Consider the following 13,558-nt stretch of genomic DNA (forward strand, 5'->3'; position numbering starts at 1 on the left):
TTCATGCATCACATTAACAGGAGCAACCATGCTAAAGATTCTGGGTAAATCACCGTCGATCAATGTACGTAAAGTGTTGTGGACCTGTCATGAACTGGGGCTGGACTTTGAACAGGAGCAGTATGGTTCGGGTTTTCAGTCTGTCCAGACAGCGGAATTTAAGGCGCTGAACCCGAATGCGATGGTGCCGGTGATGATCGACGGCGAGTTTGTGCTGTGGGAATCCAACGTGATTTGCCGGTATCTGGCGGCGCGTGAAGGACGTGAAGATTTGCTGTCATCCGACCCGAAACGTCGTGCCCTGGCCGAGCAGTGGATGGACTGGCAAGCTGGTGAACTGAATAATTCCTGGCGTTATGCGTTTCCGGCGCTGGCGCGCAACAGCCCGCAGCATCAGGATCCGGCACTGATTGACGCCGGTGTCAGTGAATGGAACCGTCACATGCAAATGCTCGAAGAACAACTTCAGCGTAGCGGCGATTACATTCTGGGCGATAATTTTACGCTGGCGGATATTCACATCGGGCTGGCGGTGAACCGCTGGTCGATGACACCCATGTCGCGTCCGGCCTTACCGGCAGTGACGGCCTATTATGACCGGCTCAATCAGCGCGAGGGATATCGTCTCTATGGCCGCAATGGCTTAGTCTGATCCCCGTCATGCTTCACGCTGCCTTCATTCACCCCGGTCACTTACTTATGTAAGCTCCCGGGGTCTCATTCAGTTGCCGCCTGAATGCCACGAGAATGATGTCAGGAAATATTAATTATTTAACAGACGCCGGGTTTATTTAAAATCCACCTGCATCAGTTCACTAATAGACTGACCGCGGGTTGAGGAAACACATTTATCAATATAGCTATTGAAGGCGGCTGGTTTTGGAATACCCATGTCCAGTAGCCGGGAATTATCAAATTTCACGTTTAACTGCGCAAACCCGCCGTAAAGTTTAATTGCGCGTAGAATGATTTTATCATTGCACGGGCCGAGTACATCTTTAAATTGTTTACGGATGCCGGTAAATTCCTGATAACTGATTTGTTCATATTCACTGATAATCCGCGGCGCATTATTGGCTTTTGCCACCGAAGTATCTATTTCATGAAATGGTGTACACATCTCTTCGCCGGAAGAAATATGATAGAAATTATGGCTGAGGCTTTTGGCGAGACACAGTTTTACCAGCACCATCGCGCAATAGTCTACCGGAATGACATCCACCTGATCGTCGAGCGTGCAGGTGAATTTCTTCAGTTTAATTGCCATCATGAACACCCAGAAGATGCTGCTTGAAGGCTGGCAACCATGCTGAGTGTGGCCGACGATAATCGACGGTCGGGCAACCACGAACGGCAGCGACGGGCATTCGGCGCGGACGAGATTCTCAATCGCGCGCTTGGAAGCCGTGTACTGCACCAGATCTTCGTTCTGTTCGTTGTCCGGCATACCTTCGTAGAAAACGCTGTCTTTATCCGGCATTGATGCCATTGCCGTGCCGACATGCACAAATCGCTGCAAACCTTTGACCTGTGCCATGCGTTTGGCGAAGGTCAGTGAACCTTCGACATTTACGCGCCACATAGCCGGATTATTGCCAAAAGAGGCGATCGCAGCGCAGTTAATAACGTGCGTGACATTATCTAAACGTGCGTCATGAATAAAACTTTCCGGTTCGGCCAGGTCACCGGTCAATATAGATTGCTCATTCAGTGCAGAAAAATGGGCATCATTTAATTCAAATTTCTTCAGGTTATCAATAATTCTGGCGAGTCCCGTCGCTTTATCGTCAGCCCTGACTAAGAGTAATAATGCATTATTGGTGGTAAGTTGCTGGCGCAGAAAATATTCGACGACAGCTCCGCCAACAAAACCAGTGGCACCGGTTATTAAAATAGTATTCATATCAGAAAGACCTGCAACGGGAAATTACCGGCACAGTACCACCTCTATTGTAAACGGAACGTATACCATTTTTGGGCTTAAATAAACGAAGGGTAAACAGCACGAAAAGCTTAAAATTGATAAAAAGTTCCGGAAGCATAAAAATTTTCTCACCGCAGATTTTACTTACAGAAGGAAATAATTATCGGGCGTGAATTAATTATTTAAGCCAAATTTAATGCTGTTGCAATAAAATTCTGAGGGGTTTTACCGGTGAAAAGAACGGCTAAAAAGTGATAACGTATGTGCATAAAGTATCCACTCCATCGCCACTACGTTAAACTGTACCCCTGAGAACAGTGAGCGATAAGGATCAGAAAGGATGACGCGAACGGCGTGTCTGGTGTGTAATGCAGGGAATATTGCGCAGGTCATTCCCTCATGCGCTGAAATAAGGTACAAGGCTGCATGAAAATCCCAAATAGAATCCAACCTCTGGTGGATGACGGCCTGATTGATGATGTGGTCCGTCGACTGAAAAGTGGCAAAGAGGCCGACGTTTACACCGTGTTATGCGGTGAAGAGATCCGTTGCGCCAAAGTGTATAAAGAAGCGACACAACGTAGCTTCAAACAGGCCGTGCAGTATCAGGAAGGCCGTAAAGTCCGTAACACCCGCAACGCGCGTGCGATGCAAAAAGGGTCAAAGTTCGGGCGTAAACAGCAGGAAGAATCCTGGCAGACAGCCGAAGTGGATGCGCTGTTCCGTCTGGCGAATGCCGGTGTGCGCGTGCCGCAACCTTACATTTGTCTGGACGGTGTGCTGCTGATGGAGCTTATCACCGATGCTGACGGCGTGGTCGCGCCGCGCCTCAGTGACGTCATCCTGACGGAAGAAGAAGCGATAGCCGATTTTGAGACCATGATCCGCAACATCGTGCGCATGCTGTGCGCCGGTATCGTTCACGGTGACTTATCGGAGTTTAACGTGCTGATGGATGCCGAAGGGCCGGTGATTATCGACCTGCCGCAGGCCGTCGATGCCGCTGCCAATAATCACGCCGAATCGATGTTCGAACGCGATGTGAATAACATGACGGAGTACTACGGCCGGTTCGCACCGCAGCTGCTGGAAACGCGCTTCGCCAAAGAAATCTGGGCATTGTACGAAGACGGCAAACTGACGCCGGAAACTATTCTGACCGGGCTGTTCACCGAAGATACGCATAAAGCCGATGTGGATTCGCTGCTCGATGAAATCACTGCCGCTGAAGATGAGTATTACGACCGTCAGCGGGCAATGAAGGAAAGAGACCTCGATCACTAAGGCATGGTTGTAGGTCCTCTATTCCGGCATTACCGCATGTTTTCCGCAAAAACCTGCGTTCTGCAAAATACGCTGGCCGGTTTCTGAAAGAATAAAGTCTGCCAGCGGTTTCCCTTTCTCCGTGCAGGTCGCCAGCGCATAACGGGCCCGCACGTTATAATCTGCCGGAATATTGAAGACTTCCAGCGCGTCGTTTTCCCGTAACAGCGTGGCATAACTGGTGTAGCCGATGAAAACATCGGCCTGACCGCTGCAGATCAGCCATTCTGCCGCCAGTTTACCTGCCGGGATTTTTGCCGATTTTTCACCGCCCACCAGACGCAGTGCTTTGTTGCGTAAAATCGCCCCGGCATCAGGATGCCGCCTTTCAATCAGTTCGAACATCTGCCAGGTGTAATCACCGGAAGGATCGCTTTGCGGTGTGGACGTCGCCAGACGAAAACGGGGATCCAGTAACACGCTCAACCAGTTGAGTTTCTCCAGTTCCGGCCCTTTTCGGGCGGTGACACACAGGCTGTTACCGCAAAAGGCCTCCACTTCCAGCGCCTTACCGTGCTGCTGCAACGTCAGCGGATGCGCGGTGTTGGCGGAAGCAAACAGATCGACCTTTTCGCCCTGTTCGATCCGTTCGCGCAACAGCCCGGCGGGGCCGAATTCTACGTCGATTTTGTTGCCCGTCTCTTCCGTAAAGGCATCGCACAACGGTGCCCATGCGCGGCGCAAACTCCCTGCCGCCAGCACTTTAATCGTCTTTGTCATCAGGTCTCCTTATCACATTGCCTCCGCGTAAAGCGCCGGAGACGAGGCTATTTCTCCGCGCGCGCCGCATCTGCCGCCGATTTAAAATCTGTCCGGTAGAAGCGCTGATAATAAGCATCAGCCTGTTTGTGCATATCAATGTCAGCAAATTTTTGCGGGTAGAGTTTCTTCGCCATCCACAGTTCGCCAATCGCCAGCGCTTCAGGCATCGGATAGCCCCAGGCTTTGGCATATTCCGGCATCAGATAAACACGGTGATTTTTGACCGCATCAATACTCTGCCATTTGGGATCACCGGTGATCTGCCCGACCACTTCCGGATAACGATCCTGTACGAAGATCACCTGCGGGTTCCAGGCGATCACCTGTTCCAGCGCGACCTGCTTAAACCCTTTTACTGTCGCGGCAGCAACGTTCATCGCACCGGCATGGGCCATCATCAGGCCGGTATATTTGCCGGAACCGTAAGTGGTCAGATCGGGATTTGCCATATATGTGCGGATCCGCTGATTGGCCGGAACACCTTTCAGCCGCCCGGCGGTTAACTGGCGCTGAGAAAAAGTATAGTCGATCAACGCCTGTGCCTGTTTCTGGTGATTGACGACTTCGCCAATCAGCGCAATACCTTTCTTCAGCCCTTCGGTATACGCCTTATCTTCATCAGGCAGGACCGGGTTCATCATGTGTTCTTCGCCTTTCGGATCATCACGCAGTGAAACCGCCACGACGGCGATCCCGGTCTGGCTGATCTGGTCGATCATTTCCTGCGGTGCATAGTGGGTGACGAATACCACTTGCGGATGCAGTGCCACCAGACTTTCCAGATTCACGCTGGTCAGGTCGCCGACCACCGGTGTTTTCGCCAGTTCCGGCGCGAGGCGTACATAACCGTTGCCCAGTTGCCGCTGCCAGTTATTCAGTACGCCGACAATATCTTTAGTGGCATCCAATTGAACCAGCAGGTTGAGGGTCTGATGCTGCAATACGACGACACGGTTAACCTGATCAGGAAGCGTGACCTGACGGCCGAGCTGATCGGTTATCTGGCGGGTGGCAAAAACGGAAGGGGAAGACAGGCTCAGGGCCAGCCCGAGCAGGGTAACCGAGGGCAAAAAACGCAATGAAAATGGGTGCACGGAAAAATCCTCTGATTTCGTTATGCAGAGGATTATATAGCGTTGGTGCGAAACTGAATATAACCGGTGACAAATGGCCGGTTATTTACGTCCGTCCAGCAACATACGCACTGCCAGTCCGCCCAGTACTGCGCCCATAAACCAGCGCTGGATGATCATCCACACAGGCCGTCCTGCCAGGAAAACGGCGATGTAACCGGCCGAAAGCGCAATGAGTGCGTTAACTGACGCACTGATCAGAATTTGCGAGCCACCAAGAATCAGTGACTGTGCCAGCACATGCCCCTGTTCCGGCACGATGAATTGCGGCAACAGTGTCAGATATAATACCGCCGCTTTCGGATTCAGCAGGTTCGTGACCAGCCCCATGGTGAACAGCTTTTTATTGCTGTCACGTGGTAACTCCCTGACCTGAAACGGTGAGCGGCCACCGGGTCTGACCGCCTGCCACGCCATATACAGCAGATACGCCGCACCGCCGATACGCAGGGCATCATAGGCAAATGGCACCGCCATCACCAGCGCGGTAATACCGAGCGCAGCAAACAGCATGTAAAACAGGAAGCCCAGCACAACGCCCCCCAGGGAAATCAGACCGGCTTTCGGCCCCTGACACAGCGAGCGCGAAATCAGGTAAATCATATTCGGGCCAGGCGTTAACACCAGCCCGAGGCAAATTAACAGAAAGGGGAACCAATGAGCGGCATCTGGCATGACAGCCTCCGGCAGGCTTCAGAAAGTGGCAGCCCACAGATATAGAATGTTTAGCACTGGTTTGGCAAGTGACAGCTTGTCATTTTTTATTCATCGATTCCGGTGCATTCTATAAAGGTGACTTACTTCCTTCAGACTGAAAAATCAGGATTTATGATGACGAACACAACGATGTCGGCGCGTCTGGCGATTGCCGGTCAGATTGCGGCACAGGCCGCTGAACTGGCGCTGGGTTTTTTTAACCGCCGGGACGCCATCGAGGTCAGCAGTAAACGCACCCAGGATTTCGTTTCTGAAGCTGATGTGGCGGTCGAGCAGTTTATCCGCAGCCAGCTGGCGCAGCATTTCCCGCAGGACGCGGTGATCGGTGAAGAGATGGGGGGCGTACTGACGGATGCCCCTTGCTGGGTGATCGACCCGATCGACGGAACGTCGAATTTCCTGCGTGGTTCGCCGCTGTGGGGCGTATCACTCGGACTGGTAGAGAATAAAAAGCCGTTGATCGGTATAGTGGCGCTGCCGGTATTAAATGATCTGTTTGCGGCAGAATCCGGCAAGGGGATTTTCCTCAACGGCAAGCCGTTTCGTCGTGATGATCGTTTTGAAGATGTGCAGATTGTGTCGCTGGGTGACAGCTCGGACGACAAACTCGACGAAGCCTCGGCATTTTATCAGGGCCTGCGTGCAGCAGACTGGTCGGTGCATTGCTATCGCTGCACGACCGTCGGCATGGTGTTTGCGGCAAAAGGTATTATCGGCGGGCATTTGCAACGCCGCACGACGCTGTGGGACATTGCAGGTGGCACGGTGCTGTGCCAGGAAGCCGGACTGGACACTGTGGTCAAATTTGCCAGCACCGCAGACGGCATTGAGGATTATCGCCATATGTCAGTAGCCGCCGGCACGGCGGATCTGCTATCGGCAGTCATTCCGCTATGGCCCGGATTTGAACCGAAGTAAGTGGCGGTAATCGCTCTCTCTTTATGAGAGAGCAAATTGTCGAAACGTCTGTCAGATCCTATTTTTAACGCTGGCCGGTAACATGAAAAATTCGTCCGGTAACCCTAAAATTACATTTCGAAAGTCAGCATTTAACAAAATGAAATATAGTTTCATTTTTACTAAAGTTCCCTCTGTTCCGGCCGTTATGAGTGTTTCCTGTCACTGACTTTCCGATGTGCCCAGATGAAAAAGATCATCAACCTTTCCATACTTGCCCGTTTGCTGGGTGCATTTGCACTCGTCCTGAGTTTGCTGTTAATTTTGGCGGCGATGTCAGCCTGGCTGCTTAACAGCAGCAATCAGCAGATTGAAAACTACCGCGCTTACCGGCTTCCCGGTGTGCAGTATCCGCTGGTGATGCGTGGCACGCTGGCAGAGTTACGCCTGCAGCAGGTGCAATATATCGCCTCGCCGGAGGGTGCACCGCGTGACGGGCACCGGGGCGAAATCCTTCAGGCAGTGGCCACCTTTAAAAACGCGGAAAATGCGTATCTGAAGCTCAACAGCGGCGGCAGTCAGTCAGATCTGTTTAAGCAGATCGTCGCTAATTTTGAGCAGTTTTCGCTGGCGAATAATCAGGTTATTGCGGCAGTTGAGCGCAATGATATTGCGCAGGCCACACAAATCAGTGGCGATAACTCACGTAAATACCGCACACAACTGATGGCGGATCTGGCAACGCTGGTCAAAAACGAGCTGACCAACAGTGAAACGGCGGCAGCGGATGCCCGCAGCAGTTACCATACGGCCAGCGCGATGTTTTTAGTGCTGGTCTGTGTGGCCTTTATTCTTTCACTGGCCATGGCGCTGCTGCTGGCGCGCACGCTGGTGAAGCAGCTCGGCGGGGAGCCGGCATATGCCGCATCCATCATGCGTGAAATTGCCGCCGGTAATCTGGCGGCAAAAATCACGCTGAAACCGGGTGATAATGGCAGTTTGCTGGCTTCGCTGAACGGCATGAATCAGCAACTGAATAAAACCATTCATCAGATTATGGAAGGCAGTGAATCCATCAATCATGCCGCCAGTGAAATTGAACAAGGCAACGTGGACTTATCACAGCGCACCGAAGAACAGGCGGCCTCGCTGGTGCAGACCAGTTCCAATATGCAAAACCTGACCATGACTGTCAGCCAGAATGCCGAGAATGCCCGGCAGGCGAGTCAGCTGGCGCTGGAAACCTCGAAAACGGCGTCTCAGGGCGGCGTAATTGTGACGGGGATGCAGGCACATATGCGTGATGTTTCGGGCAGTTCGAATGAAATCATCAATATCATCAGCGTGATTGAAGGCATTGCCTTCCAGACCAACCTGCTGGCGCTGAACGCCGCTGTGGAGGCGGCGCGTGCCGGTACGCAGGGCAAAGGATTTGCGGTGGTAGCGAGTGAAGTGCGGGTGCTGGCGCAAAAAAGCGGGCAGGCGGCAAAAGAAATTAAAGATCTGATCCAGGGCACCGTCAGCAAAATTGCCGAAGGGTCACAGCAGGCCGATCGCGCCAGTAAAGCCATGAGTGAGATCGTCAGCTCGGTGAATAAAGTGGCAGAAATTGTCCGGGAAATCTCGACGGCAAGTTCTGAGCAGCACACCGGTATTCACGAAGTGGGGATTGCCGTTGATCAGATGGATCGGGTTACCCAGCAGAATGCCGCACTGGTGGAGCAGGCGGCGGCAGCGGCGCAATCCCTCACGGAACAAAGCATTGATTTGCGCAACGCCGTGCGGTTTTTCCGCACGGCGACAGCCTGAGCCGCGCGCATCAGCCTTTATGCGTCAGGGGGAGTTTTGACTCCCAGTCCGTATCGGGGTGTTGGGCAATTTGTTGGGGCGTCATCGGACGTCCCAGAAGATAACCCTGCAAAGTATCGCAGCCCAGTTGCGTCAGGAATTCCTGCTGTTGGGTAGTTTCAACGCCTTCGGCCACCACTTTGAGATTCAGCGTCTGGCCGAGGGCGATGATCGCAGAAACAATACTGGCATCTTCGCTGCCTGCAATCAGGTCGTTAATAAATGCGCCGTCGATTTTCAGCTCACTGGCGGGCAGACGTTTCAGATAGAGCAGGCTGGAATAGCCGGTACCGAAATCATCAATCGAGGCTTTTACGCCGTACTGTGTCAGGCGCTCCAGAATTTCTACGCTGCTATCCGGGTTGCGCATGGCGGTGGTTTCGGTGACTTCCAGCGTGAGCATTTCAGGCGGGATCTGATGGCGTTCAATGGTTTCTATCACCATTTCGACCAGATTCGTCTGTTCAAATTGCAATGTGGAAAGATTCACCGCCACCGTCCATTGCGTATGTCCGGCCATATGCCATTCCCGTAACTGGCGACAGGCTTCGTTCAGCACCCATTCGCCGATCGGAATAATCAGGCCGGTTTTTTCTGCCAGCGGCAAAAATACATCAGGGCTGAGGATGTTACCCCCGCGCTCCCAGCGCAGCAGTGCTTCGAAGCCGCTCACCGGCCCGTAAGGCGCAATAAATTTTGGCTGATAGTGCAGGCGCAGCTCATGGTGTTCAATCGCCAGACGCAAATCATTGAGCATCTGCAACTGGTTTTGCGCGTTGGCGTTCATCGACGGCTGGAAGAAACTGTGGCCGTTGCGACCGGAATTTTTGGTGTGATACATCGCGGCGTCGGCATTGAGCATCAGCTCGCGCTCATTCTCTCCATCGCCCGGATATACTGCAATCCCCACGCTGGCAGAGACCAGCAGTTCATAGCGGGAAACATAAAACGGACGTGCAATCAGATGTACCAGCTTATCGGCCAGTTGTGACGCATCGGTCGGTTCGGTGATTTCAACCAGCAGTACAAATTCATCGCCGCCGAGACGCGCCAGCGTATCCGCCGCCCGGAGCTGTGATTGCAGACGTTCAGTGACGGAAATTAACAGCTGATCGCCGATGTGATGGCCGAAGGCATCGTTAACCGCTTTAAACCCGTCGAGATCCAGAAACAGTACCGCAAATTGCGATTCACCACGCAACGCTTTCTGAAGTGCCTGACTCATGCGGTCTTCCAGCAACAAACGATTAGGTAAACGGGTCAGATTGTCGTGCAGCGCCAGTTGGGTCAGCTCGCGGTTTGCCTGTGCCAGAGAAGACGCCAGAATTGAGGTGCGTGCCTGCATCCGGCCATCGAGAATAGAGATGATCAAGGTGATGGCCAGAATCGCCAGCGTGACCACAATCACCAGTAACGCCAGCCAGTTATTATCCACGCCGCTGAACGCTGCCATACTGTGACTGTCCGTCGGGAATCGGGCTGCCTCCATGCCGATGTAATGCATACCGACAATCGCGGTGCCCATTATCACCGCAGCGCTGATGCGCAGCAGGCGGACATTAGGCGACTGCTGGCGCAAATTGAATGCCATCCACAGCGCCGCGCCGGAAGCGACAATCGCAACAACAACAGAGAGCACCACCCAGCGGTAATCGTAGGTAATGGGCGGCATCATCTGCATGGCGGCCATACCGGTGTAATGCATAGCGGCAATACCACCGCCCATCAGTAAGGCACCGGCAAATAATCGTCTGGTCGGTAATTCCTGCAGACAGACCAGCCACAGCGCGAAGGCTGAGGAAATGATGGCGATCACCATAGAAAGCAGGGTGATGAAAGGGTCATAACCCATCGGCATCGGAGAATTAAAAGCCAGCATGCCGATAAAATGCATCGACCAGATGCCGATGCCCATTGCAATGGCGCCACCTGTTAACCAAAGTCGGGAAGCCCTTCCTTCCGTGGTGGCGACCCGGCCCGCCATATCTAGCGCGGTATAAGAGGCAAGCATTGCAACAATGAACGAAAACATCACAAGCACATTGTTGTAATTACTGGAAAACATGTGAGGCTCCACAAAGAGAGAGTCGATAGCGACGGGCTGATTTTTATCCGGCGATAATGGCATTAAGAATTATTAAAGGCGAATGAACTTACGATATTTTTTTCATGTAATTAAGATTAATCCGTAAGTGATTTTAATCAAATAAAAAGTTTTTTGATAAATTAATCCTGAAGAAAGGGAGGGTTTTAAAACGAAACAGATACGCGTTTTGAAAGCGTTGTCTATAGTTAACAAATAATTAAATGAAACAGGACGACAGACATTTATGTTAACAGTGCATCATTTGGATAATTCCCGTTCGCAGCGAATCTTATGGATGCTCGAAGAACTGGACATTCCTTACGAAATCAAACGTTATCAGCGGGATAAAAAATCCATGCTGGCACCGGCATCACTCAAAAAAATTCATCCTCTGGGCAAGTCACCCGTACTGGAAGATAACGGACTGATCCTCGCGGAATCCGGCGCCATTATTGAATACCTGCAGGAGGTGTATGACGATGCGGGCACGCTGAAACCCACGGCGTTTGCCGAGCGTCAGCAATATCGTTACTGGATGCACTACGCTGAAGGATCGCTGATGCCTTTGCTGGTCATGAAGCTGATTTTCAGCCGTCTGGGTCAACCGCCAATGCCATGGCTGATCCGCCCGATTGCCGGCGCGATCGGGCAGGGCGTGCAGAAAAATTATCTGGATAAACAGATCCATACTCATCTGGATTATCTTGAACAGCACCTGGTAACTCATCCTTATTTTGCCGGTTATCAGTTCAGCGCAGCAGATATTCAGATGAGTTTCCCGATAGAAGCGATCAATGCCCGGTCCGGACTTGGGAAATACCCGCAACTGAATGCCTGGCTATCAAATGTGACTGCACGTCCGGCCTATCAGAAGGCGCTGGAAAACGGCGGACCATTTAATATTTTACGTTAATCCATTACGCGCTTTTATATTATTCAGGCATTGATTGCGCATGATGGGGTACGCAATCAACGCCTGATAAAAATAAACCACAATAAATACCCTGCTATTTATTTCGCCTCTTTTTCTTCCTTTTTTGCCACCGGATAAATTTCCACCACAATCGCGTTTTTATTGACCGGACAACGGTAAATTATTGCCATTCACAGTTGATGTGCGCCGGTTAAAGGCGAGATAATCGTTTGCGTACCTCCCCTTCATACTTCACGTTGCAGACGTGTTGGCTAGGTCGGTCACCCGAATCACTTACCTGAGTAAGCTCATCGGGATTCCCTTCCTTGCCGCCTTCCTGCAACATGAATTATTTGGGGCGTTTTTTTTAATGAGTCCCCGCCATACGCGCTGCGAGTTAAACGTTTGCTTTGCCGTTCTGACGCTTTTTCCGGCGATTCAGGACGACAAATAAGGAAAGGAACGTGCAGAAACGGTTTCATAATGACCACGCCGGCTAATCAGTAAAGACATTCAGAGGATTTTCCATGTCGAGTCAACAACCTCAGGCGGGCAGCGCCGTTGCGCCAAAAAGCCCGCTTGATGCTTTTTTCAAAATGAGTGCGCGTGGCAGTAATGTCCGTCAGGAAGTGATAGCGGGCTTAACGACTTTTCTGGCGATGGTATATTCGGTCATTGTCGTGCCATCCATGCTCGGCAAAGCAGGCTTCTCGCCAAGTGCAGTATTTGTTGCGACCTGTCTGGTTGCCGGTTTTGGTTCCTTGCTGATGGGCCTGTGGGCAAACCTGCCGCTGGCGATTGGTTGCGCCATTTCTCTGACTGCCTTTACCGCTTTTAGTCTGGTTTTGGGCCAGCATATCAGCGTACCGGTGGCACTCGGCGCGGTATTTCTGATGGGCGTCTTGTTCACTATTATCTCGGTGACGGGCATCCGTTCGTGGATTTTGCGCAATCTGCCAACAGGCGTTGCGCATGGCACCGGTATCGGTATTGGTTTATTCCTGTTACTGATCGCCGCCAACGGTGTTGGCCTGGTGGTGAAAAACCCGCTGGACGGCTTACCGGTGGCACTTGGCGCGTTCACCTCTTTCCCGGTAGTGATGACATTACTCGGTCTGGCGGTGATTTTTGGCCTGGAGAAACTGCGTGTTCCGGGTGGCATCTTGCTGGTGATTATCGCGATTTCGATTATCGGCCTGATCTTCGATCCTGCCGTGAAATATCAGGGTTTGTTTGCGATACCTTCTCTGGCAGGCGCTGACGGCAAATCGGTGATTTTCGATCTGGATATCATGGGTGCGCTGAAAGCTGCGGTATTACCCAGTGTACTGGCCCTGGTGATGACGGCGGTGTTTGATGCCACCGGCACCATTCGCGCGGTCGCCGGTCAGGCCAATCTACTGGATGAAAACGGGCAGATCATCAGCGGCGGAAAAGCCCTGACGGCTGACTCCGTGAGCAGTATTTTCGCTTCCCTGGTTGGCGCTTCTCCGGCTGCGGTTTATATCGAATCGGCAGCCGGCACGGCGGCTGGCGGTAAAACCGGCCTGACAGCCACCGTGGTCGGTGTGCTATTCCTGCTGATGTTGTTCCTGTCTCCGCTGTCTTATCTGGTCCCTGCTTACGCCACCGCACCTGCGCTGATGTACGTTGGTCTGCTGATGCTCAGCAATGTCACCAAACTGGATTTCAGCGATTTTGTTGACGCGATGTCAGGGTTACTTTGCGCGGTCTTTATTGTTCTGACCTGTAACATTGTCACCGGCATCATGCTCGGTTTCAGCGCACTGGTGATTGGCCGTATTTTCTCCGGCGAATGGCGTAAACTTAACGCTGGCACGGTGATTATCGCTGTGGCGCTGGTGGCGTTTTATGCGGGCGGATGGGCGATCTGATCTGTTTGCTCCTCCCTCTTCGCAGGGGGAGGAGCAAATCCTCTCTGATGTAACCGCACG

General features: G+C 52.2%; 11 protein-coding genes. 6 read left to right on the top strand and 5 right to left on the bottom strand.

Annotated features, from left to right (window positions below; translation table 11 throughout):
* Window positions 1-28 precede the first annotated feature (28 nt).
* Window positions 29-652: a glutathione S-transferase family protein gene (locus tag EVX52_RS19580; RefSeq protein WP_129991957.1), complete on the top strand. Its 624-nt coding sequence runs from the start codon at window positions 29-31 to the stop codon at window positions 650-652.
* 135 nt (window positions 653-787) lie between these two features.
* Here EVX52_RS19580 and EVX52_RS19585 read toward each other — a convergent pair whose 3' ends face one another.
* The gene (locus EVX52_RS19585; protein WP_129991958.1) at window positions 788-1,903 is read right to left on the bottom strand and encodes an SDR family oxidoreductase; all 1,116 of its coding nucleotides are present in this window, start codon (window positions 1,901-1,903) and stop codon (window positions 788-790) included.
* A 447-nt stretch (window positions 1,904-2,350) separates the two neighbouring features.
* Here EVX52_RS19585 and EVX52_RS19590 point away from each other — a divergent pair, with 447 nt between their 5' ends.
* Window positions 2,351-3,208, top strand: coding sequence for a PA4780 family RIO1-like protein kinase (locus tag EVX52_RS19590; protein WP_129954786.1), 858 nt, complete (start codon window positions 2,351-2,353; stop codon window positions 3,206-3,208).
* Window positions 3,209-3,226: 18 nt separating this feature from the next.
* On the opposite strand, the gene EVX52_RS19595 is transcribed toward EVX52_RS19590, so the two are convergent.
* From EVX52_RS19595 to EVX52_RS19605, 3 genes are all read right to left on the bottom strand, one after another.
* Window positions 3,227-3,967: a molybdate ABC transporter substrate-binding protein gene (locus EVX52_RS19595; RefSeq protein WP_129954785.1), complete on the bottom strand. Its 741-nt coding sequence runs from the start codon at window positions 3,965-3,967 to the stop codon at window positions 3,227-3,229.
* 47 nt (window positions 3,968-4,014) lie between these two features.
* The gene (locus EVX52_RS19600; protein WP_129954784.1) at window positions 4,015-5,103 is read right to left on the bottom strand and encodes an ABC transporter substrate-binding protein; all 1,089 of its coding nucleotides are present in this window, start codon (window positions 5,101-5,103) and stop codon (window positions 4,015-4,017) included.
* A gap of 81 nt (window positions 5,104-5,184) precedes the next feature.
* Window positions 5,185-5,817, bottom strand: a complete 633-nt coding sequence (locus EVX52_RS19605; protein ID WP_129954783.1) for a LysE family translocator — start codon at window positions 5,815-5,817, stop codon at window positions 5,185-5,187.
* A gap of 153 nt (window positions 5,818-5,970) precedes the next feature.
* Here EVX52_RS19605 and EVX52_RS19610 point away from each other — a divergent pair, with 153 nt between their 5' ends.
* Both EVX52_RS19610 and EVX52_RS19615 read left to right on the top strand, forming a co-directional pair.
* Window positions 5,971-6,777 carry an inositol monophosphatase family protein gene (locus EVX52_RS19610; protein WP_235173413.1) on the top strand — a complete coding sequence of 269 codons (807 nt, stop codon included), beginning with the start codon at window positions 5,971-5,973 and terminating at the stop codon, window positions 6,775-6,777.
* 225 nt (window positions 6,778-7,002) lie between these two features.
* Window positions 7,003-8,565 (top strand): methyl-accepting chemotaxis protein, encoded by a 1,563-nt coding sequence (locus EVX52_RS19615; protein ID WP_129991959.1) that lies wholly within the window; start codon window positions 7,003-7,005, stop codon window positions 8,563-8,565.
* 10 nt (window positions 8,566-8,575) lie between these two features.
* Here EVX52_RS19615 and EVX52_RS19620 read toward each other — a convergent pair whose 3' ends face one another.
* Window positions 8,576-10,669: a bifunctional diguanylate cyclase/phosphodiesterase gene (locus tag EVX52_RS19620; protein ID WP_129991960.1), complete on the bottom strand. Its 2,094-nt coding sequence runs from the start codon at window positions 10,667-10,669 to the stop codon at window positions 8,576-8,578.
* 265 nt (window positions 10,670-10,934) lie between these two features.
* Between EVX52_RS19620 and EVX52_RS19625 the strand changes: the two genes are divergently transcribed.
* The gene (locus EVX52_RS19625; RefSeq protein WP_129954780.1) at window positions 10,935-11,603 is read left to right on the top strand and encodes a glutathione S-transferase family protein; all 669 of its coding nucleotides are present in this window, start codon (window positions 10,935-10,937) and stop codon (window positions 11,601-11,603) included.
* 527 nt (window positions 11,604-12,130) lie between these two features.
* Complete coding sequence (locus tag EVX52_RS19630; protein ID WP_129991961.1) at window positions 12,131-13,498, top strand: NCS2 family permease; 1,368 nt, start codon at window positions 12,131-12,133, stop codon at window positions 13,496-13,498.
* Window positions 13,499-13,558 lie beyond the last annotated feature (60 nt).

The sequence above is a fragment of the Rahnella sp. CFA14(1/10) genome, assembly GCF_004195095.1.
GTDB classification, from domain to species: domain Bacteria; phylum Pseudomonadota; class Gammaproteobacteria; order Enterobacterales; family Enterobacteriaceae; genus Rahnella; species Rahnella perminowiae.